The sequence below is a fragment of the Pseudomonas sp. genome (assembly GCF_049590575.1).
Taxonomy (GTDB): Bacteria; Pseudomonadota; Gammaproteobacteria; order Pseudomonadales; family Pseudomonadaceae; genus Aquipseudomonas.
Map to the genome: position 1 here is coordinate 1 of NZ_JBAWDE010000277.1, position 20384 is coordinate 20384.

Consider the following 20384-nt stretch of genomic DNA (forward strand, 5'->3'; position numbering starts at 1 on the left):
CCCGTGGGGTGCACGCTGGCCGGGGGCGCCGCAGGCCGGCCTTTCCACACGCGGCCGCCATTGAACAGCGAGTCCAGCGCAACGACGGCGCCCATCACCCTTGCCTCACCAGGCCGCAGAACACCCCTTCGATGGCCAGGTCCTGGTCGGGACCTACCACGATGGGTTGATACGCAGGGTTGCGAGGCAACAGGCGCACGTGGTCGCTGTGACGTTCGAAGCGTTTGATGGTGACTTCGCCGTCCAGGCGTGCCACCACGATTTGCCCGTTAATTGCCTCGGCACTGCGGCGTACGCCTACCAGGTCACCGTCGAGGATGCCGTCTTCGATCATTGAATCGCCCTGCACCCGCAGCAGGTAATCCGGGGTTTTGGCGAAGGTGGCGGGGTCGAGTTGCAGGCGGCTGTGCACGTCGGCATCGGCGCCGATGGGCAAGCCTGCGGCGACACGGCCGAGCACGGGGATGTCCAGCCATTCCGTGCGTGCCGGCTGGTTGAGCAGGCGGATGCCACGGGCCTGGTTGGGGTTGACTTCGATGAAGCCGGCTTCGGTCAGGGCCACCACGTGTTTGCGCGCGACGCTGCGGGAGGCGAAGCCGAACGCCTCGGCGATCTCGGCGAGGCTGGGGGGTTGGCCTTGTTGCGCGATACGGTCGCGGATGAAGGTCAGGATTTGGCTACGGCGGGGGGTCAGGGTTGTCATGGAGTACATTTGTACTCCTGTGGGAAATTTCTGACAATAGCCGGTAGTCGGGGGGTTGGGTTGGCTGGGTTGGCTGGGTTGGTTACGAGTACATATCCGTTGCTGCGGTAACGGCTGCGTATGGTTTCGCCCTTACGGCGAGTCACTTTGCAAAAGCGGCAAAGTAACCAAAGCGCTCTTGCCCCACCACTCGGCACCTCGCTCACGCTTCGGTGTGCCCGAAAACAGGCATTACTGCGCGGGCCGCCGCGACGGGCCGTCCCGGCCCCGTCGCGGCTAAACCGGCGTCCTGCCGGTTTACCCGCTCCGGACTACCTGTTTTCGGCCAGCGTGGTTAACGGGGCGCCTAAGATCAACATCAAGATCAAGATCAACAGCACGGCGGCCTGAAAGCCGACCTGAGTGGTTGGATCAAAGGCAGATACGTGTAATTGGATGGACTCGCCTAAGCCGAGGCGTCTGTGCGCCACGGTGGCATTCTTATAGAAGCCAACGACAGCGAGGGCGAGACCATGAAAAAGAATAGGACGATCAACCAGTCTTTGTCAGCCGATTTGAAGGCATGCACCACCCTTGCGGTGGATCTTGCCAAAAGAGTCTTTCAACTGGCCGGGGAGGATGCCCTCGGTCAGGTGATATTCGAGGATCGAATCAAGTCACGCGAGGCTTTCCAGGCCTTTCTTCATCAGCTTCCTGCGAGCGTGGCGGTGTTGGTGGAAACCGGGCCAGGTGCTCAGGCGTGGGCGCGATTGCTGCAAACGCAGGGTAATCCAGTCCGCATCCTGCCAGCCCAGCTGGTTGCCACTCATCGCAGCGGCCCGAAAAATGACCGCAACGATGCATTGGCGATCTTGCGCGCCGGCCGTGATTGCAAAATCTCAGCCGTACCGCTCAAGGTGAGGGCACACCGAGCCGCAGGCGAGGTGCCGAGTGTTGGGGGCACACCCCACCCCACTACCCCACTACCCCACCACCTCACCACCCCTCTTTCAACATCCTCAACTCCAAATGCTGCAACAACATTATCGTCTTCCCATCCACAATCTCCCCACTCTGCACCATCCCCAGCGCCTGCTCAAACCCCAACTCCAGCACCTCGATATCCTCCCCCTCCGCCTCCAAACCACCCCCATCGCCAACCCGATCCCCCGCCTGATATTCACCAATGAAAAAGTGAATCCGCTCAGTCACCGACCCCGGGCTCATAAACGCCGCAAACACTTTCTCCACAGCCCCCACACGATAGCCAGTCTCTTCCTCCGCCTCGAGCCGGATACGCTCTTCAGGGCTGGCATTGTCCAGCAGCCCAGCCGCCGCCTCGATCAAATACCCGTGGTAATCATTGACGAACGTCGGCATACGGAACTGCCGAATCAGCAACACCGTACGCTGCTCACGGCTGTACAACAGAATGGTCGCGCCATTGCCCCGGTCATACACCTCACGGGTCTGGGCTTGCCAGCTGCCATCGCGGCGGCGCAGGTCGAAGCTGTATTTTTTCAGCAGATACCAGTTATCCGAGAGGGTCTCTTCAGCGGTAATACAAACGGGGCTGTTGTCCATGGGCAGGCCTGTGCTTAAAAGAGCCCGAGCATGTCGCGCCGACGCCACCAGCGTCAAGGCAGCGATAGCGAGCACCCAACCCGCGCCGTAACACTTTGCAAGCAATCCCCGTAGACGGCTGTCGAATTAATTCCTGCCCGCCCAAGCCATCTGGTAAAAACCCAGCTTCACCTTTGCCCAGGAACCTTCATGTCTTCTCGTTTTCTGTCTCGCCTGAGCCTGCGCTGGTTTCCCATGCTGTGCATGGCCCTGTTGATCGTCGGCCTGCCGGTGGGTTGCGCCGTGCTGCAACACAAAGAACGCGAGCTGGTATTTCGCATAGAACCCGGCACCGCCAGCTGGTACAGCGGCTTGCCCAAGGCAGTACAGGAATTCGAACTCAAGCCCGCCAGCTTCAAGTCGGGGCAGAATATTCATGGCTGGTGGTACCCGGCGGACAAACAGGACGCGCCCGCGATCCTCTACCTGCACGGCGTGCGCTGGAACCTCACCGGGCAGCTGTTTCGCATTGAGCAATTGCACGCATTGGGCTATTCGGTATTGGCCATCGACTATCGCGGTTTCGGCCAGAGCCTGGGCGATCTGCCGTCGGAAACCAGCGTCTACGAAGACGCGCGCATCGCCTGGGAACGCTTCCAGGTGCTGCAACCCGACCCGAGCAAACGCCTGATCTACGGGCATTCCCTTGGCGGCGCGGTGGCCATCGACCTGGCGATGGAGTTGGGCAAGCAAACGCCGCTGCCGGTGCGCGGGCTGGTGATCGAATCCACCTTTACCTCCCTGGCGGATGTGGCCACGGCGGTGGCCAACACTTCGTTGCCGGTACGCTGGTTGCTGTCGCAGAAGTTCGACTCCATCGACAAGATCGCCGACATCCATATGCCGTTGCTGGTGGTGCATGGGCTGGACGACCGCTATGTGCCGCCGCGTTTCAGCGAGCAACTGTTCGAAGCCGCCCAGGAGCCCAAGCGGCTGCTGCTGGTACCCGGTGCCAGCCATAACAACAGCATGAGCCTGGCCGGTCGCAGCTATCGCCAGGCACTCGACAGCCTGATGCAGGCGAAGATGCCAGCACCGACGCCGGCACAAATAGTCAAGCACTCCACAGACCGCAAAGGCGACTCATAAAAATGCTTTTCGGCACTGGGTTCGCGCTTGCCTGTCAAGCGCAAACCCTGCCCATACTGGGCCTCGCCAGAATTTGATCAAATATTAACCGCCGCTTAAATCGCCAACCCTGCCGGGCCCTGGCAAAGTTATCCACAGAGATACCCACGGTTTTCGTGGACAACTCTTTTTATTTTTTTACGTTTTTTTTCTCAAAAAACGCTTTCGGGAAATGTACCGGGTAACAAAATCTCGCGATTCACATTGCGTATATCGTTATAGCCGCACAGCGCCATCGACACATCCAGCTCCCGGGCGATGATCTCGAGTGCCTTGGTCACGCCGGCCTCGCCCATCGCGCCCAAACCGTACAAATGCGGGCGGCCGATCAGGGTGCCTTTTGCACCCAACGCCATCGCCTTGAGTACATCCTGGCCGGAGCGAATGCCGCCATCCAGCCACACCTCGATGCGCTCGCCCACCGCCGCCACAATCGCAGGCAATTGGCTGATGCTCGACGGCGCGCCGTCCAGCTGACGGCCACCGTGGTTACTCACCACCAACGCATCGGCGCCGGAATCGGCCGCCAGGCGCGCGTCTTCCACATCGAGGATGCCCTTGATGATCAGCTTGCCGCCCCAACACTTCTTGATCCACTCCACATCGTCCCAGCTCAGGCGCGGGTCGAATTGCTGGGCCGTCCAGGACGACAACGAACTCATGTCCGCCACGCCCTTCACATGCCCGACAATATTGCCGAAGCCGTGCCGCTTGGTACCGAGCATGCCCATCACCCAACGCGGCTTGGTCATCATGTTGAGGATATTCGGTACGGTGAGTTTGGGCGGCGCCGACAGGCCGTTGATCAGGTCTTTATGCCGTTGCCCGAGGATCTGCAGGTCCAGGGTCAGCACCAACGCATCCACCCCAGCGGCCTTGGCGCGCTCGATCAATTGCTCGATAAACCCGCGATCACGCATCACGTACAGCTGGAACCAGAACGGCTGGCCGACGTGTTCGGCAATGTCTTCCAGCGAACAAATGCTCATGGTCGACAAGGTGTAGCGCAGGCCAAATGCGGCGGCGGCGCGGGCGGTGAGGATCTCGCCATCGGCGTGCTGCATACCGGCCAGGCCCGTCGGCGCCAGGGCCACCGGCATGGTCATGTCCTGGCCAATCATGCTGGCGCGGATCGAGCGTTCATCGATATTGCGCGCCACCCGCTGGCGGAATTTGATTCGCGCAAAATCGCTTTCATTTGCGCGGTAGGTGCTCTCAGTCCAGGAGCCGGAATCGGCGTAGTCGTAAAACATCCGTGGGACACGTTTTTGCGCCAGCTTGCGTAAATCTTCGATGGTTGTAATCAACGACATCTCGGTCACCTCTCCCTGAACTGAGCCCTGAGAGTAACCGCCGATCGCGCGCGCAACCAGCCATTGCGTTTATATCGGCGCACGACTAATCTCGCATAAACCCGCAATAAAGCGCACAAACATGCATAACAACCACCAAGCCATCGACCTGCCTTCGCTGCGCAAACAAAAGATCCTGTTGCTACTGGAGCGCGACGGCAGAGTCACTGCCGCAGAACTGGTGGAACACTTTGCCGTGTCCCCGGACACCATCCGCCGCGACCTCGGCGAACTCGCCGCCGCCGGCCTGCTGCAGCGCGTGCACGGCGGCGCCCTGCCCCGGCCGAAAGACACCGGCAAGGACTTCTTCACCCGTGTCGGCGAAACAAACGACGCCAAGCGCCGGCTTGCGCAACTGGCGGCTGACCTGGTGGAAGACGGCCAGATCGTGCTGTTCGATTCCGGCTCCACCACCTTGCAGATCGCCCAGTCATTGCCGCGTTCGATCCGCCTTACGGTGGTCACGCCGTCACCGATGATTGCCATCGCCCTGGCGGATCATGCCGATGTAAAAGTCATTCTCGCCGGTGGCCAGCTCAACCCCGCCACCTTGTCCACCAGCGGGCATGAGGCCGTGCGCCTGATCCAGGGCATCAAGGCCGACCTGCTGTTTACCGGGGTCTGCGCGCTGCACCCGCAAGTAGGCATCAGCTCGTTGCATTTCGACGAAGTGGCGGTCAAGCAGGCCTTGCTCGACAGCGCGTCCCATGTGGTCGCGGTGACCACGGCCGACAAACTCGGCGCGGTGGAACCCTTTGTGGTGGCGCCCTGCAACCGTATTCACACGCTGATCACCGAGTGGCATGTGCCGAGTGTCGAGGCGTATAAGCAGTTAGGGCTGGACGTGATGCGCGTGGAGGTCGAGTAGGTACAGGGCATCAGTCACCGCATGGCCGCTGGCGGTGTTATCGAAGATGCACCAGGTGGGAATGCCCTCCTGCACAGACTCGCTCAGCACCTGTGCATACGCCTGCACCCGCTCGGGCCCGTACGCGCTGTGATAGATACGCGGCGTGCCATGCAAGCGCCAATAACGCAGGCCCTGCCAACCGCTTGGTACGTCGCCGCCGTCGATAACCGGCGGGTCGGCAGCCACACGGCCTATGTGCAAATCCTGCAGCAAACCTTCTGCGTGCAGCCAACTGGGGTGACGCGGTTCCAGCACGATTGCGCCGAGATAACGCTGGCGCAAGGCGCGAAAAAACGTCGCGGCAACCACCGGTTCATACGCCAGCGATGGCGGCAGTTGCAACAACAGGCAGCCCAGGTTTTCACCCAAATGCTGGCATTGTTCGAGAAACTCATCCAGCGCGGTTTCGCAGTGCTGCAAGCGCAGTTCATGGCTGATCTGCTTGGGCACCTTGACCGAAAAACGAAAGGTTGACGGCACACACTGCCCCCAGCGCTCATACGTCTTGGGCAGGTGTGGCCGGTAAAACGAACTGTTGATTTCCACCGCATTGAACCGCGCTGCATAGCGCTGCAAATGCGTGCCTTCGCCGACAAACGCCGGCCCGTGTTCGCGCGGCAAACTCCAGCCGGCGCAGCCCACATACAGGGGTGCCGTCAAAACAGCACCGCTGCGGCATCGCGCATGAAAATCTCGATGGTCTTGGGCCCTACACCGTCGAATTCCGCCAAGCGTTTTTCAAAAGCCTGGCGGTCTTCGCTGGCACTGCGCATATGGCTGATCTTGCCGGCATATTCGGCGTTGAGCTTGGCGCTGAGGTCCAGCAGGCGTTGTGCGGTGCTTTCGTCGTAACGCACATAATGCGCACGCCCCAGCATCGAGACCAGTTCACGCGAGGTGCAATGCTGCAGCTTGCGCGGCGTGTCCCGGCCCTGCTCTTCGACGATCACTTTGTAGGCCTGAGCCGCAATCGGCGCCTGGATGCGCTTGCCCATCAGGAAGCTGGCGACAAACCATTTGAACAGGCTGGCGTCATCCTCGGGCTTGAGTTCAATGCCCAACTCCGATGCGGAAATCGCCCTGGCCATGCTCAGTGGCCCAGCTTGCGCTCGACCTTGGCGGCCTGCTCGTTGATGGCGTCGGTCTGGCGCTCGGTCTCTTTGATCGAGGTCGGCGTGATCACCTTGTCGACGGTTTCAGTGTTGGGGTTCGGGCGCTCCAGGGTTTCGCCCTTGGCGGCTCTGTGGGTGCCCTTTTGCGCCTGTTCGGAGCTAATCGGGTCTGGGGTTTTATCGGCAGTCTTGTGATCGGTCACGGTCTATCTCCTGGCAGTTGAAGGCCCGCAAAAATGCGCGAGCACGTATTCAGCAGAGGCCGCGCGATTTCGATAGTTCAAGGAATTTGCCGTTGAGAAATTAAGCCTGAAAAAATTTAAACCTTTTGCGCAGGACTTGGCTCAACAGTCAGGTAACGGCATCCCGCCACGTTCAAGGAGAACCACCATGACAACTTTACTGATGAAACAAATGGGCCTGACTCTGGTACTGGCTGCCGGCTCGATTTCCACGGCCATGGCCGCCACCTCCAACAGCTTCGTCGAGGACGCTGCCCAAGGCGGCATCACCGAAGTGGAAGCCGGCAAACTTGCGCTTGAAAAAAGCAGCTCGGCCGACGTGAAGACGTTCGCCCAACACATGGTCACCGACCACACCAAGGCCAACCAGGAACTGGTAGCCCTGGCGAAAAAACTCGATATCGAAGTGCCAGACGATGCGGCCCTGACCGACAAGGCCAAGAAAGCCATCCTCGAACTGCGCGATGAATCGTTCGACAAGGCCTACGCCAACAACCAGGTGGCAGCCCATGAAAAGACCGTCGAGCTGTTCCAGAAAGAAGCCGCTTCCTCGGACAACGCCGAGCTGAAAGCCTTCGCCACCAAGACCCTGCCCACCCTTGAAGCCCACTTGAAAATGGCCAAGGAGCTGCAAGCCAAACACGACCATTAATCCATTTCTGACTTAGGAGAAACTCGATCATGAGTGCGCAACTCAACGGCAAGAAAATCCTGATCATCACGTCCAACACCGGCATCGAGCGCGATGAGCTGATCAAGCCACTCGAAGCACTGCGCGGCTATGGCGCGTCGGTGACCCACGGCTCCAGCAAAGGCGGCACTACCCAGACCTTTGTCGGCGACACCGAAAAGGACCAGACCGTGGAGTCTGACGTGCAACTGTCGGACGTGGTGAGCAGTGACTTCGACGCGCTGGTCATCCCAGGCGGCACCGTCAACGCCGACACCCTGCGTCAGGATCCTGACGCGCTGCGCCTGATCAACGACTTCGTCAAGGCCGGCAAAACCGTGGCAGCGATCTGCCACGGGCCATGGGCACTGATCGATGCAGGCGTGATCAAGGGCAAAACCCTGACCTCCTTCAAAAGCGTGCGCATCGACCTGGAAAACGCCGGCGCCGCCGGTTGGGTCGACGCCGAGGTCAAGCAATGCCAAGCCAATGGCTGGACTTTGATCACCTCGCGCACGCCAGATGACTTGCCCGCGTTCAGCGAGGCCATTGCCAAGGCTGTTGCCGGCTAAACGGCTGGCCTGAAACGCAAACAGGCGCCCAACGGCGCCTGTTTTTTTTACCTCTGAGCGTCAGTGCTTATGTTGCTCAGCCATCTCGCGTTTAGGCCCGAACATCGCCCACGCAATCAAGCCCAGCAGCGGCACGAAAATCAGCACAACCACCCACAGCCCCTTGGTCTCCCAGCCACCAGTGCTGCGCAACACGACGTTGATCGCCCACAGCTCCAGCAGCAGCAAAACCACCGCCAATGCGATCCAGATATATTCTATTTGCATGATCCACCTCCTGAGGTCTATGCATTAGGTCAAGCATCCGCGCCGAGGGTTCCATTGAATTTTCAGCGCGGGCTCTCGCCCAATGCTTACAGCACATCCCGGACAACCTTCTAGACTCAACTTACGCCACCCCTCTTGTATTGCATTTTGGAGGCTCAGGATGACCGAGCACGTTATCCATTTTCATTGCCAGATCGACCAGGGCACCACCGAACGCTTTCGCGACTGCTGCCTGGATGCGATCGACGAAGGCGCAAGCTCCCTGCTGCTGAACCTGTCGACCACCGGCGGCAGCACCAACTTCGGTTTCACCCTGTACACCTTTCTCAAAGCGCTGCCGGTGCCGTTGTGCGCGATCAACGCGGGCAACATCGAATCCATGGGCATCATCATGTTCCTGGCCGCGAACCGTCGCATCACCACGCCGCACTCACGCTTTCTGATCCACCCGATGAACTGGTATTTCAGCCAGAGCTCGGTGGACCACCAGCGCCTGCGCGAGTACCTCTCAAGCCTGGATAACGACCTGGCGCGCTACGTGAAAATCTATGAGCTGGAGACTACTCAGGCCGAAACCCAACTGGATATCTTCAAATGTTTGTCGGCTGAAGAGAAAGTCATCGCAGCGCATGAATCGCTGGCCTATGGCATCGCGCACGAAGTCAAGCAGGTGGTGTTCGCCGAAGACATCAAGCATTGGAAAGTCAGCGGGGGCTGAGGGCGGCGTAATGCAACGGGCTGATTGCCCGACCATGCAAGGTGCACGATACCAAATGCCGAATGACTCACATAACTTGTTGATTAAAAAAGGATATTTTTATCCATTCAAGTTGGTACAACTGATGCAATACCTACCGGACGCGGCGCGCACTTCAGACGCGCCCGACTCAATATCCGTGAGGTTTCACCATGAATGCTATCGACCTTCTCAAAGCCGACCACGAACGCGTCAAGGCACTTTTGACCCAACTGAGCGAGTCCACCGAACGCGGCGTGAAAAAACGCACCGAACTACTGGCCAAACTCGAGATGGAAATCAGCCTGCACACCAAGCTTGAAGAAGAGATTCTGTACCCGGCCTTCCGCAAAGCCGGCGGCAAGAAACAGGACATCATGTACCACGAAGCCAAGGAAGAGCACCGCACTGTCGACGCGCTGGTGCTGCCTGACCTGAAGCAGACCGAGCCATCGACCACCGAGTTTTCCGGGCGGGTCAAGGTAGTCAAGGAGCTGCTGGAGCACCATATCGAAGAAGAGGAAACCGAGATGTTCCCCCAGGCCAGGAAGCTGCTGGGCAAGGCCGTGCTGGAAGAACTCGGCGCCGAAATGGAAGCGATGAAGGCCGCGCATAAAAAATCCCTGGGCGCCAAGCCGCTCGCGGCCTGACGTCCATTCGTCGCCTGAGCACGAACTTTTTCAAACTTTGCTTTCGATTGCGCATTCCCAATTAGGCGACACCATTGATTCACTCATTGATGAGGGATATGAAAATGGCTACCAGCGGAAAAACCACCACAGGCGCAGGCGGTAAAGCCAAACCTGATATGCAAAAGAAAAGCGGCGGTCAAGGCTCCGGCGGCAACTTTGCCAACGATCGCGAAAAGGCCTCTGAAGCCGGCAAAAAAGGCGGGGCGCATAGCTCCGCCGGCAGCAGCAAGAAGTCTTGATTAAAGCTTTACTGAAGCCCGGGGTTTCCGGGCTTCAGCCTTGATCAGAACAGCAAGGGGATTGCGTCATGAAGACCAGAATTTCCCAGAGAGTTTTGCTTATTGTCGGCCTGTCAGCCCTGCTGGCAAACCCTGCCTTCGCTGCCTTCGGCGATGACACCGCCCCGCCACCGAATTCATTGAGCGACAACAGCGCCGCCGGCTCTGCCCTGCCGCCTGGCACCTACCCCAGCAGCCCGTCGGACAGCGACAAGAAACAGACGGATACCGACAAACAACCGACCAAAACGCCAAAGCCTGCGGATCATAAAGACAGCAAGCAGAAGCCCCGTACCGGCAGTTGACGGTTTATCGGTGGGTCAGCAAAAAGCCTCACGGCACCGCCACCCACCGCTGAACTCACCCCGCGCGCCTAACGCGCTCCAGGCAAAGTCGCCGGCGGGCTCAGGCAACGCTTGATGCTCGGCGGCAGGCAATGCCGGGCCCTTCCAATCAAACACTCTCGAACCTTGCCAAGCCAGTACCACACCCTGGGCCTGGCTCTGGTCCGAGATAACCCACCGTGCGGCCGCTGCGGCCATAAACGCTTCGATTGGCTCATCGTCAATGTGCGTGCTGTAGCGCGAGCCCAATAGCCAGCGACACAGGTTCAGGTGGTAGGTCCAGTCCTGCGGTGGCTGGTTGCGATAGGCCCAGGTCATAAAACTGCGAAACAGGTTCAGGCCCTCGGGCGGGTCGAGTTTAAGCAGTGCCGGGCAGATATCGAACAGGGTGTGCCAGTACGACAACAGGCGTGCATCCAGGTGCACAAAGCAACGGGAATTGCTCGGGTAATCGGCTAAGGCCGGTTCCGCGCGCAGGCGGCGGGACGCCTTGCTGACCAGGCGGCTGGCGCCTGCAGGCAACAGGTGGTTCATGGCAACGCACTCACAGTCGTGACGATAGAATGCCGCCTGATCACAGGCGACCCAGGGCACACGTCAGTAAGCGGGGGAAGCGCGGGGGTTGGCCGACGGCCAGGAATAACGCGGCGGCGCCTTGTTGCGCCGTTCATGGGCCGGGCGCGGGGTTCGACCAAGGCCCAACAGCCAGGTAAGGCCGATCAGGAACACCAGCGCAACGCTGACGGCGTTGCACACTGGGCAGGCAAAGTAGTTCGAGATGTTGCTGGAAGACGGGCTGCCTAACCCTTTGTCGGAAAGCGGCGCCTGGCTACCGTCCACCGAACAGAACTCGCCGCCGATGCCATTCAATTGCTGCCCGGTCATCTGACCATGCCCTAAACCGCAGGCAAACAGGTTCATCAGCACGCAAAAGTACAGGGCCCAGGCGATCAGCGAACGGTCAGGTTGGCGCAATTTCATGGCGGCGACTCTACCATCGAAGCCGCACCAGAATGAAGCGCCGCGCGCCCCTGTGGCAGAACGTCGCAGATTACGCGCACTCCCCAGGGTTGGTAGACTGGGCGCCCTCCTCGTTATTCCTATTCAAAGCCTGCCGGTCAGCACCCGCGCACTGCAGGCGTTTCACAGGATGCACAGTTGATGAGTACGTTATTCACCCGCCGCAAGGTCCTGACCGGCATGGGCCTGTTGGGTCTGGGCCTGCTGGCCGGTTGTGACAACAGCCCGAAATTGAACTTCAAGTACGGCAAGGACTTGAGCGACAAGATCATGGGCCGCAGCTTCAAGCTCAAGAACACCGAGGGTGAATACGTCACCTTGAGTTCGTACCGTGGCCTGATGCCGGTGGTGTTCTTCGGCTTCACCCAGTGCCCGGCCGTGTGCCCGACCACCCTCGCCCGCGCCGCCCAGGCCAAGAAGCTGATGGGCCGCGACGGCGAGATCATGCAAGTGATCTTTATCACCCTGGACCCGGAGCGCGACACGCCGGAGATCCTCGACAAATACGTCAAGGCCTTCGACCCCAGCTTCGAAGCGCTGTACGGCACCCCGGAAGAAATCGCCGTAGCCGCCAAGGAATTCGGGATTTTTTATGAAAAAATCCCCGCCGGTGACACGTATACCCTGTCCCATACCGCCACCAGTTTCGTGTTCGACACCCGTGGCAACCTGCGCCTGGGCCTACAGGCATCCCTTACCGCTAAAGAGTGCGCAGAAGACCTGCTCACCGTCATGGAGGTCTGCTAATGACTGCTGTTCAACACCTCAAGCGCGCCCTGATCGGCCTGTCCCTGCTGGGCCTCGCGGCGCACGCCAATGCCCAGGTAGTGGTCACCGACGCGTGGGTACGCGCTTCCGTGCCGGGCCAGCCGTCGAGCGGCGCGTTCATGACCGTGACCGCCGACAGCGACAGCAAGTTGCTCAGCGTGGCCTCGCCGGTGGCCAAGGACGTGCAGATCCATGAAATGAGCATGAAAGACGACGTAATGCGCATGGGCCCGGTGGATTCGGTGGCCTTGCCCGCAGGCAAAGCGGTCAAGCTCGACCCGAACGGTTATCACGTGATGCTGATGGGGCTGACCGGGCAGATCAAGGAAGGCGACCAGGTGCCGCTGACTCTCACCGTGGAAAATGCCAAGGGTGAGAAACAAGCGATTGAAGTGAAGGCGGCGGCACGCGGTATTGATGGGATGGACCACAGCAAGATGCATTGAAGCCGCCAGGCGGGTGGTTTTCTGGGTAGGTTGAGTGCATATCCGTTGCTGCGGTAACGGATTAACCCCCACCGATTAATCCACAATAAACAGCTTCGCCCCCCGCGGGGTGGAGGAACGATGCCCTTCCATGTCATTGCCCACCTGATAACTCATCCCCGCCGTCAGCATGAACTGGCGGCCGTCTTCCAGCTCGGTGTGCAGTTCGCCTTCCAGGCACAGCAGCACATGCCCGCGCCAGCACCAGTGATCGGCCAGGTAGCCGGGCGTGTATTCGACCATGCGCACGCGGGTGGTGCCGAAGTGGCAGGTGCGCCATATAGCCTCGCCGATGATGCCTGGGTGAACGACGGGGTCGACGGTTGACCAGTCGGTGGTGCCAAAGGGCACAGCGGTGAGTTCCATAGCACGCTCGCTCATAAGAAAAGCTTGAGGCTATCCACCCGACGCGGCGCGCGATAGACACAGATCGCCCACTTTTGTGGGATACAGGTCAGCGCAAATATCCGCCTATACAGCGAACAAATGTGGGAGCTGTCGAGCTTCAGCGAGGCTGCGAAAGCGTCGGGTCAGGCGATGAAAATGTCAGCAGTGCCGGCCTCTTCGCAGCCTCGCCGGGGCTCGACAGCTCCCACAGGGGATCACCTCAAGTCCTCGAATACCGCGCGCTGTCAAAGCCCCCGAGTCTTCGTCCAGGTACGGCCGAAAGCTGCCTGAAGGACCAAAGATCGCCCGCTTTTATGGGATACAGGCCAACGCAAATATCCGCCTGCACAGCGAACAAATGTGGGAGCTGTCGAGCTTCAGCGAGTCTGCGAAAGCGTCGGGTCAGGCGATGAAAATGTCAGCAGTGCCGGCCCCTTCGCAGCCTCGCCGGGGCTCGACAGCTCCCACAGGGGATCACCTCAAGTGCTCGAATACCGCGCGCTGTCAAAACACTCCGGGTCGTCTTCCAGGTACTTTTTCATCCGCCGCCACAAGGTCGTGGTGCTGATCTGCAAACGCCGGGCCGCCTCTTCGCGGTTGCCGCGCACGCTGGCGAGGACTTCGTGCAGTACCGCCAGTTCGGTCTTGATCGGCGCACCCTCTTGCACCGTCGCCACACCTCTGGATAGGTCTTCCAGCACATCCTCCAGCCACGGCTGGGCAAACGGGCGGCCCTGGCTCATGACGGCCAGGCGTTCGACGATATTGCCCAACTGCCGGATATTGCCCGGCCAGGCATAACCGCTCAGGCGCGTGAGCAGCGCCTCATCCGGCTCGGGGGTGGCCATGGGCAGGCTGCGCAGCAGGTGGCGGACCAGTTCGGGGATGTCGGCGCGGCGTTCACGCAGGGCCGGCAGGTGCAGCTTGAGCACGCAGATGCGGTAGAAGAAATCCTCGCGAAACAGGCCCTGGGCCACGCGCTGCTCGAGGCTCTTGTTGCTGGCGGTGATGATGCGGATATCGACCGGCGTGACCTTGTCATCGCCGATGCGCACCACCTTGCGCTCCTGCAACGTGCGCAGCAGCTTGACCTGGATATCGGTGGAGGTTTCGTTGATTTCATCAAGGAAAATCGTGCCGGTGTGCGCCAGCTCGAACACCCCCGCCTTGCCCTCGTTGAGCGCACCGGTGAAGGCGCCTTTGACGTAGCCAAACAGCTCGCTCTCCAGCACGCCCGGCGCAAACGCCGCGCAGTTGATCGCCACAAACGGGCCCTGCTTGCGGCGCGACGCATTGTGGATGCTCTGGGCGAACAGCTCTTTGCCGGTGCCGGTTTCACCCTCGATCATCACCGTGCTGTCTACCGCCGCATAGGTCAGGGCCAGGCGCTTGGCCTTGGCCAGCGCGGGGCTGCTGCCGATGATGTCATCGAAAGTTTTTTCCGCCAGGTGCTGACGCGCCAACTGGCGGCGCATCTTGCGTTCGATGGCGGTGATTTCGGTCTGGTTCTGCAGGGTGGCGACGGCGCCGATGACCTGGCTGTCCAGGGTGATCGGCGCGATGCTCAGGCTCAGCGACAGCCGCCCCAGGGTAATCAGCGCACCGCGCACCGGGCGGCCGCTGCCGAGCACCTGGCTGAAATAATCTTCGGCCAGCAGGCCGTCGATGCTGTCGCCGCAGGCCAGCCCGCCCAGGCAGGCGGTGGCCACGCTGTTCATGTTGGTGATGGTGCGTTGGCTGTCGACGCTGAAGATGCCTTCGGACACGCAGTTGAGGATCGACTGGATCATCTCGTAGCGGCTTTGCAGCTCCATGCGCTTGAGCCGGCGCTCCTCCTCGACCTGCAGCAAGTGCAACGCTTCATCGATCGCCTCGTCGGCCGCGTCCGGGTCGGCCTCGGACATGATGTAGCGCATGCCGCGCGCCATCACGGCCTCGCGCGACGACAGGCCGCCAATCGCCACATCGATGCCCTCGGCCTGCAGGCGATCCAACTGCGCTTCGGTGGCCTGGTTGCTGCCCAGCGGGTCGATCAGGCAGATCGACACTTGCGGCATGAACGGCCGGGCTTTCTCGAGGATGGTCGCGTAGCCCTCGGAGGTGGCCAGAAAAGCAACCTTGTCCGAGACCTGCTGCGCCTTGCGATAGGCGTTGATGCAGTCGAAAAACGTGTGCTTGACCTCGACGATGGGCACGCGCAAGTGCTCACGCAACACGCTGGCGGTGCGGCCACGGCTGATGATCACGCTGACACCGCTGTCGATCAGTTGCCGCGCCTTGAGCGTGGCGTCGTGCTGCGCGGCTTCGACCACCACCAGGGATAAACCACGTTGCGCGAGGATGCCGCGCATCACCGAGGTCAGGGTACTGGAAGGGGAAATGACGGCGATGGTGCCTTGCATGAGAGTGCCTCGAAGCGTGAGCCGGATTGCAGACTATTTCAGGGTGAAATGATTTGAAAGCCCTTGCCATGCTTGCGCAACACGAGCTGATCCCATCTCTTTGTTTTATCTGGTTATTTTTAAATGGCACAGCCCTTGCTCTTCCTTCATCAATAACAAAGACAATGAAGGAAACACAGGATGGATATCGTCTTCATCGGGTATGGCGAAGCCGCCTACCACCTCAGCCAGGGCCTGCGCACCAGCGGCGACCTGCAGATCGGCGCCTTCGACGCCAACGTCAGCCCCTTGGTGCAGCAACGCGCCGCACAACAGCACGTGACCCTCTTCGACTCCCTGGCAGACGCCTGCCGGGGTGCGCGTTTTGTGGTGTGCCTGACCAGCGCCAGCAGCGCTCTGGGTATCGCGCAACAGATCTTGCCCTGGCTGGTGGACGGGCAAACCTATGTCGACATGAACTCCGCCGCGCCCACCGTCAAACAGGCCATCGACAGACTGCCGCGTGCCGCTGGCGTGGGCTTCTGCGATTGCGCGGTGATGGGCACCGTGCCCGGCAATAACCATCGCGTGCCGATGCTGCTGGCCGGCAGCGGTGCCGTTGCGTTTGCCGACGCCTTCACGCCACGCGGCATGCAGCTGAGCGTACTCGACGCCGACGCCGGCGGCGCCTCGGCGATCAAGATGCTCAAGAGTGTGGTGATGAAGGGCCTGCCGCAGTTGCTGCTGGAAGCCTTCCAGGCCGGGGAAAAATTCGGCGTGCTGGACACCCTGGTCGCGTCCCTTGGCGATTCGCTGAACGGCAAGACCGTTGAGCAACTCGCCAACACCTTCACCGCACGCACGATGATCCACGCCAAGCGCCGCAGCGCGGAAATGGACGACGCCATCGCCACCCTCGAAGCCGTCGGCGTTGACCCCGCCATGACCCGCGCCACCCACGCCCAGCTTGAACACCTGGCGGCCACCGACTGGGCCGGCCTGCTCGGCCCCGGTGGCAGCGACATGGATTTCCGCACTGCAATTGCGCACCTGACTGCCCACACCCTGACTGCCCACACGCGAGACCTGCCATGAACACTGAACATTACCTGCCCCTGCCCGACCTGATCCCCGCCGAGCTGTTGGAGCGCTTTCGCAAGCTCAGCCCGGCGCAACTCTGCGACGGCATGCAAAGCCTCGGCATCCCGCGCAACGGCTGCATGGACGCCGACCTGATGCCACTGGACGAAAGCAAGGTGATGCTCGGCACCGCCTACACCGTCGACACCGAAGACGGCGACAACTTCCCGATCCACGTCGCCGTTTACCAAGGCCAGCCAGGTTATGTGCTGGTGGTCGCCGGCAAAGCCTACCCGGGCCGCGCCTACATCGGCGACCTGATGGCCGGCGCCGCCCAGGCCGTGGGCCTCTGCGGCATGGTGATCGACGGCTGCGTGCGCGACAAAGTGCCGTTGGCGCAGCTGGACATCCCGATCTACGCCAAGGGCTTCATGCAACGCAGCCCTGGCAAGCAAGGCCCCGGCAAGATCAACGCCACCGTGACCTGCGCCGGTGTCGAGGTGGCGGCCGGCGACCTGGTGTTCGGCGACTACGACGGCGTCACCGTGGTGCCGCGCGCGCGCCTGCTGGAAGTGCTCGAAGCCTCGGAGAAAAAAAGCGCCTATGAAAACCAGCGCCGCGAGGTGATCGACGCATACACTCGCTGCCGAGACAGCGGCCTGCCATTACCGGCGCTGGCCCCGGCCTGGGTCACCCAACTGCTGGAAGGCCAGTAACGCTCAAGGCTGTACCGGGGCGCCCGACGCCCCACCTGCTGCGCTCACTATAAAAATAAAATTGTGGAGACGTTCAGATGCTGACAGTTCTGGGCTATGTGTTGATCACGGCGTTTCTGTTACTGGTCATCAAGCAAAAACTTTCGCCGTTCACCGGCCTGATCGTGGTGTCGCTGGCCGTGGGGGTGCTGGTGTGCCTGGTCAACGGCGTGCCGATGGGCACCATTATGACCTGGGTCCGCGAGGGCCTGTTCTACTCGCAGAACGAGGCCGGCAAGGTCTCCCTCGGCACGGTCAACCCCACGGTGATGATCCTGTTCGCCGTGCTGTATTTCAGCCTGATGATGAACGTGGGATTGTTCGACCCGCTGTGCACCTTCCTGATTCGCAAGGCCAATGGCGACCCGCTGAAGATCATCCTGGTCACCGCGTTCACCTCCGCCGTGGTCACCCTGGACGGCGACGGCACCACCACCATCCTGATCATCACCACGGCGTTCCTGCCGCTGTACAAACAGATGGGCATGAAGCTGTCCAACCTGGCCATGCTGATTATCCTGCCCTGCGGCCTGGGCAACTGCCTGCCGTGGGGCGGGCCGTTGGCGCGCGCGGCGGCGGTGCTGAACGTGGAGGTGAATACGCTGTTCGTGGCGATCCTGCCGATCCTCGGCGTGTCGTTTTTGTACGTGTTTTTCATGGCGTACTTGATGGGCATCAAGGAGCGCAAGCGCCTGGGTTTTGTGCAGGGTGAAAACGGCATCGTCACGCCTGAGCAGATCGTGCAGATGGTCAATGTGATCAAGGACCACGACAAGGCACTCAAACGTCCCAGACTGTTCCTGTTCAACCTGGCCCTGACCCTGGGCATGCTGGTCATCCTGATCGCCGGCTGGGCCAGTGGCGCAGTGGTGTTCATGCTCGGCACCGCGATTGCGCTGACGGTCAACTACAACGCCGTGGAACAACGCGAACGCATCACCGCCAACGGTGGCGACGCCGTGGCCGTGGCTTCGATCATCCTCGCCGCCGGCTGCTTCCTCGGCATCTTCAACGGCAGCGGCATGGCCGGCGCCGTGGCCGAACACATGGCCAGCCTGATCCCGGACTCGATGGGCAGCCACACCGCGCTGATCTTCGCCTTCCTCGGCGCCCTCGCCTGCTACGCCCTGCCGGTGGACGCCTACTACTTCGGCATCCTGCCGGTGGTGGCGCCCATTGCCTACAAATTCGGCATCAGCCCCACCGAAATCGGCGTGGCGTCATTCATGGGCCAGGCGCTGCGGTACGCCAGCCCGACGGTGGCGTGGTTGTTTTTGCTGATGAACCGTACGCAGATGACGTTTGGCGAGTACCAGAAGGAATTCTTCAAGTGGTCGATCCCGATGTTTTTCATCTTTTTGATTACAGCGATTGTGACGGGGGAATTGCCAATCGGCTGAAACCAACGGCCTAACGGCCCCTCCGGCCACAGCGGCAGAAACCGCTTCAAATGTGGGAGCGGGCTTGCTCGCGAAAGCGGCGGTTCAGTCGCCTGATTCAATGACTGACCCAACGCTTTCGCAAGCAGTCCCACATTTTTCATCCGTATTTATTCAATTCGTTTCGTCATCGGAATACACGCCAGCACCAACCCCGACGGCGAGCGGTAAATCGCTTGTTCATCTCCCACGTATCCGCACACGCGATAAAAACTCGCCGCATTCAACGTCGAGTCCAGCACCACCTCTTCAATCGCCAACTCCCGCGCCACATTTTCAAGATGATCCAGCATCGCCTGGCCATACCCGCGCCCGGTGTAGTCCGGCAACACGAACAGCGCGCCCACTTCACTGTTGTCGAGGTCGAGCATGCCGGTGGCGACCGGTTCACCGCCCACCCAGCCCAGGTAAAAGCGTTTTTCCATCAGCGTGTCGTAGCCATCGCGCGCACTGCCACGGGTCCAGAGTGCCATTTGCTCAGCCGTGTAGGCGCCGATGCATTGGCTGCGAATGGCTTCGCGGCGGATGGCAAAAGCGCTGTCGGCGTCGTGCAGCGTGGCCCGTTTGATCTCGAGCATAAGGTTTTCCTTTCATGCGTTTTCATTGCCCGTTCGGGTGAATGAATAACGGTCGATATCCGTTCGTAGCGTCCAGCCCTGGCCTTGCCAATACCGGGCGGCGCTGGTGTTGGTCTTGAACACGTCGAGATGGCATTTGTGGATGCCCAGTTGCTCCAACCCAGCCAGGCAACGTTCGACCAACGCCTGCGCAATGCCCTGACGACGATAGGCCGGCAGCACCAGCAAGTGTTGCAAGTAACCGCGCCGCCCATCATGGCCGCACATCACGCAGGCGATCAACCGGCCTTCGGTTTCAGCGACAAAACTCAGCCCGGGGTTGCGCACCAGGTAGCGCTCGGTGGCCTCGCGGGAGTCGGCGTCGCGCAGGGAGATGCCGGGGGTGTTTTGCATCAGGGCGAGGACGGCCTCGTAGTCGGCTGGGGTCATGGTGCGGAGGGTGGGCATGGGTTTGGCCTGGTGGGGTGGGCCGGGCAGATTGGCATATTTTTGTGAGGTACCACAGGGCAGTGCTTGCTTCCTAGCGGAACGCTGTTTGGTTAAGACCATTCCCGAGTGGCAACTGTGCCGTCGCGGTCGTGTTCGCCTCCAGCGACTTCATCGCTGGCGTACGCGATTGGGTGGGATTGGTGGTTACTTCGCAGTCTTATTTGGGTTGGCGAGCCGGGGTAACGCTTGTAAAAGGCGGATGGAGGGGGGACGTTGGCGGTAGAGTTTGATGGCAGGGGCTTCGCTGCTGATAGAAGATAACTTACGCCGGGGGTGTCAGAAATTTTGTGTTCGGGCATACCATGAGCAAGAGGTGCATGTATGCCAACCAAAAAGAAACCACCGCTGCGTGAACTACCAAAAATCCCGAAAGAGCTGCTCGAGCAGTTTGCTG

Annotated in this window: 25 protein-coding genes and 3 pseudogenes; 14 read left to right on the forward strand and 14 right to left on the reverse strand. The window is 60.6% G+C overall.

All coding sequences use genetic code 11. The features are described from left to right. Window positions 1-95 (reverse strand): annotated as a pseudogene (locus tag WBR57_RS19065) (translesion DNA synthesis-associated protein ImuA); the annotation flags it as partial. Next, window positions 95-712 (reverse strand): transcriptional repressor LexA, encoded by a 618-nt coding sequence (lexA, locus tag WBR57_RS19070; protein ID WP_424085573.1) that lies wholly within the window; start codon window positions 710-712, stop codon window positions 95-97. The pseudogene WBR57_RS19065 and the gene lexA, both read right to left, overlap by 1 nt. A gap of 545 nt (window positions 713-1257) precedes the next feature. On the opposite strand from lexA, the pseudogene WBR57_RS19075 reads away from it, so the two are divergent. After that, window positions 1258-1599, forward strand: a pseudogene (locus WBR57_RS19075) (IS110 family transposase); the annotation flags it as partial. 79 nt (window positions 1600-1678) lie between these two features. Here WBR57_RS19075 and WBR57_RS19080 read toward each other — a convergent pair. Beyond that, window positions 1679-2266 carry an NUDIX domain-containing protein gene (locus WBR57_RS19080; protein WP_424085616.1) on the reverse strand — a complete coding sequence of 196 codons (588 nt, stop codon included), beginning with the start codon at window positions 2264-2266 and terminating at the stop codon, window positions 1679-1681. Window positions 2267-2455: 189 nt separating this feature from the next. Here WBR57_RS19080 and WBR57_RS19085 point away from each other — a divergent pair, with 189 nt between their 5' ends. Next, window positions 2456-3394 carry an alpha/beta hydrolase gene (locus WBR57_RS19085; RefSeq protein WP_424085575.1) on the forward strand — a complete coding sequence of 313 codons (939 nt, stop codon included), beginning with the start codon at window positions 2456-2458 and terminating at the stop codon, window positions 3392-3394. A 191-nt stretch (window positions 3395-3585) separates the two neighbouring features. Here WBR57_RS19085 and WBR57_RS19090 read toward each other — a convergent pair whose 3' ends face one another. Beyond that, window positions 3586-4746 (reverse strand): alpha-hydroxy acid oxidase, encoded by a 1161-nt coding sequence (locus tag WBR57_RS19090; RefSeq protein ID WP_424085577.1) that lies wholly within the window; start codon window positions 4744-4746, stop codon window positions 3586-3588. 121 nt (window positions 4747-4867) lie between these two features. On the opposite strand from WBR57_RS19090, the gene WBR57_RS19095 reads away from it, so the two are divergent. Further along, the gene (locus WBR57_RS19095; RefSeq protein ID WP_424085579.1) at window positions 4868-5653 is read left to right on the forward strand and encodes a DeoR/GlpR family DNA-binding transcription regulator; all 786 of its coding nucleotides are present in this window, start codon (window positions 4868-4870) and stop codon (window positions 5651-5653) included. Here WBR57_RS19095 and WBR57_RS19100 read toward each other — a convergent pair. From WBR57_RS19100 to WBR57_RS19110, 3 genes are read right to left on the reverse strand one after another with little or no spacing between them, the layout of a single operon-like run. Then, on the reverse strand, window positions 5618-6355 hold the full coding sequence (locus WBR57_RS19100; protein WP_424085581.1) for a DUF72 domain-containing protein: 738 nt from the start codon (window positions 6353-6355) through the stop codon (window positions 5618-5620). The two genes, WBR57_RS19095 and WBR57_RS19100, sit on opposite strands and share 36 nt — an antisense overlap. Continuing rightward, entirely contained in the window at window positions 6352-6783 is a 432-nt protein-coding gene (locus WBR57_RS19105; RefSeq protein ID WP_424085582.1) for a DNA methylase, read from the reverse strand. The genes WBR57_RS19100 and WBR57_RS19105 overlap by 4 nt, the downstream gene beginning before the upstream one ends. 2 nt (window positions 6784-6785) lie before the next feature. Beyond that, window positions 6786-7010, reverse strand: a complete 225-nt coding sequence (locus WBR57_RS19110) for a hypothetical protein (RefSeq protein ID WP_424085584.1) — start codon at window positions 7008-7010, stop codon at window positions 6786-6788. A 187-nt stretch (window positions 7011-7197) separates the two neighbouring features. On the opposite strand from WBR57_RS19110, the gene WBR57_RS19115 reads away from it, so the two are divergent. Both WBR57_RS19115 and WBR57_RS19120 read left to right on the forward strand, forming a co-directional pair. Beyond that, a complete protein-coding gene (locus tag WBR57_RS19115) occupies window positions 7198-7701 on the forward strand; it encodes a DUF4142 domain-containing protein (protein ID WP_122540225.1) in 504 nt (167 codons plus the stop codon). Between the two features lie 29 nt (window positions 7702-7730). Continuing rightward, window positions 7731-8291: a type 1 glutamine amidotransferase domain-containing protein gene (locus tag WBR57_RS19120; RefSeq protein WP_424085586.1), complete on the forward strand. Its 561-nt coding sequence runs from the start codon at window positions 7731-7733 to the stop codon at window positions 8289-8291. 60 nt (window positions 8292-8351) lie between these two features. On the opposite strand, the gene WBR57_RS19125 is transcribed toward WBR57_RS19120, so the two are convergent. Further along, window positions 8352-8558, reverse strand: coding sequence for a PLDc N-terminal domain-containing protein (locus WBR57_RS19125; protein ID WP_424085588.1), 207 nt, complete (start codon window positions 8556-8558; stop codon window positions 8352-8354). Window positions 8559-8718: 160 nt separating this feature from the next. Between WBR57_RS19125 and WBR57_RS19130 the strand changes: the two genes are divergently transcribed. The 4 genes and pseudogenes from WBR57_RS19130 (at window position 8719) to WBR57_RS19145 (ending at window position 10569) form a co-directional block, all read left to right on the forward strand. Then, complete coding sequence (locus tag WBR57_RS19130; protein WP_424085590.1) at window positions 8719-9276, forward strand: ATP-dependent Clp protease proteolytic subunit; 558 nt, start codon at window positions 8719-8721, stop codon at window positions 9274-9276. A gap of 191 nt (window positions 9277-9467) precedes the next feature. Beyond that, window positions 9468-9944, forward strand: a complete 477-nt coding sequence (locus WBR57_RS19135; RefSeq protein WP_424085592.1) for a hemerythrin domain-containing protein — start codon at window positions 9468-9470, stop codon at window positions 9942-9944. Between the two features lie 167 nt (window positions 9945-10111). After that, window positions 10112-10225, forward strand: a pseudogene (locus WBR57_RS19140) (general stress protein); the annotation flags it as partial. Between the two features lie 68 nt (window positions 10226-10293). Further along, window positions 10294-10569, forward strand: a complete 276-nt coding sequence (locus WBR57_RS19145) for a hypothetical protein (RefSeq protein WP_424085594.1) — start codon at window positions 10294-10296, stop codon at window positions 10567-10569. A 15-nt stretch (window positions 10570-10584) separates the two neighbouring features. On the opposite strand, the gene WBR57_RS19150 is transcribed toward WBR57_RS19145, so the two are convergent. Together WBR57_RS19150 and WBR57_RS19155 are read right to left on the reverse strand one after the other, a co-directional pair. After that, the gene (locus WBR57_RS19150; RefSeq protein WP_424085596.1) at window positions 10585-11142 is read right to left on the reverse strand and encodes a putative natural product biosynthesis protein; all 558 of its coding nucleotides are present in this window, start codon (window positions 11140-11142) and stop codon (window positions 10585-10587) included. A 63-nt stretch (window positions 11143-11205) separates the two neighbouring features. After that, complete coding sequence (locus tag WBR57_RS19155) at window positions 11206-11589, reverse strand: DUF2946 domain-containing protein (protein ID WP_424085598.1); 384 nt, start codon at window positions 11587-11589, stop codon at window positions 11206-11208. A gap of 180 nt (window positions 11590-11769) precedes the next feature. Between WBR57_RS19155 and WBR57_RS19160 the strand changes: the two genes are divergently transcribed. After that, on the forward strand, window positions 11770-12375 hold the full coding sequence (locus tag WBR57_RS19160) for an SCO family protein (RefSeq protein WP_424085600.1): 606 nt from the start codon (window positions 11770-11772) through the stop codon (window positions 12373-12375). Further along, a complete protein-coding gene (locus tag WBR57_RS19165; protein ID WP_424085602.1) occupies window positions 12375-12842 on the forward strand; it encodes a copper chaperone PCu(A)C in 468 nt (155 codons plus the stop codon). The genes WBR57_RS19160 and WBR57_RS19165 overlap by 1 nt, the downstream gene beginning before the upstream one ends. Before the next feature lie 75 nt (window positions 12843-12917). On the opposite strand, the gene WBR57_RS19170 is transcribed toward WBR57_RS19165, so the two are convergent. Next, complete coding sequence (locus WBR57_RS19170; RefSeq protein ID WP_424085604.1) at window positions 12918-13247, reverse strand: DHCW motif cupin fold protein; 330 nt, start codon at window positions 13245-13247, stop codon at window positions 12918-12920. Window positions 13248-13747: 500 nt separating this feature from the next. Then, entirely contained in the window at window positions 13748-15670 is a 1923-nt protein-coding gene (locus WBR57_RS19175; protein WP_424085606.1) for a sigma 54-interacting transcriptional regulator, read from the reverse strand. A 180-nt stretch (window positions 15671-15850) separates the two neighbouring features. Between WBR57_RS19175 and WBR57_RS19180 the strand changes: the two genes are divergently transcribed. The 3 genes from WBR57_RS19180 to WBR57_RS19190 all read left to right on the forward strand — a co-directional run bounded on the left by WBR57_RS19180 (window position 15851) and on the right by WBR57_RS19190 (window position 18884). Beyond that, window positions 15851-16744 (forward strand): DUF1932 domain-containing protein, encoded by an 894-nt coding sequence (locus WBR57_RS19180; protein ID WP_424085608.1) that lies wholly within the window; start codon window positions 15851-15853, stop codon window positions 16742-16744. Beyond that, a complete protein-coding gene (locus WBR57_RS19185; RefSeq protein ID WP_397459185.1) occupies window positions 16741-17445 on the forward strand; it encodes an RraA family protein in 705 nt (234 codons plus the stop codon). Before WBR57_RS19180 ends, WBR57_RS19185 begins: the two co-directional genes overlap by 4 nt. A gap of 77 nt (window positions 17446-17522) precedes the next feature. Further along, complete coding sequence (locus WBR57_RS19190; RefSeq protein ID WP_424085610.1) at window positions 17523-18884, forward strand: CitMHS family transporter; 1362 nt, start codon at window positions 17523-17525, stop codon at window positions 18882-18884. Between the two features lie 149 nt (window positions 18885-19033). Here the strand turns inward: WBR57_RS19190 and WBR57_RS19195 are convergent, their stop codons facing one another. Both WBR57_RS19195 and WBR57_RS19200 read right to left on the reverse strand, forming a co-directional pair. Beyond that, window positions 19034-19501: a GNAT family N-acetyltransferase gene (locus WBR57_RS19195; RefSeq protein ID WP_424085612.1), complete on the reverse strand. Its 468-nt coding sequence runs from the start codon at window positions 19499-19501 to the stop codon at window positions 19034-19036. Between the two features lie 12 nt (window positions 19502-19513). Next, on the reverse strand, window positions 19514-19948 hold the full coding sequence (locus tag WBR57_RS19200) for a GNAT family N-acetyltransferase (RefSeq protein WP_424085614.1): 435 nt from the start codon (window positions 19946-19948) through the stop codon (window positions 19514-19516). Window positions 19949-20384: the final 436 nt, after the last annotated feature.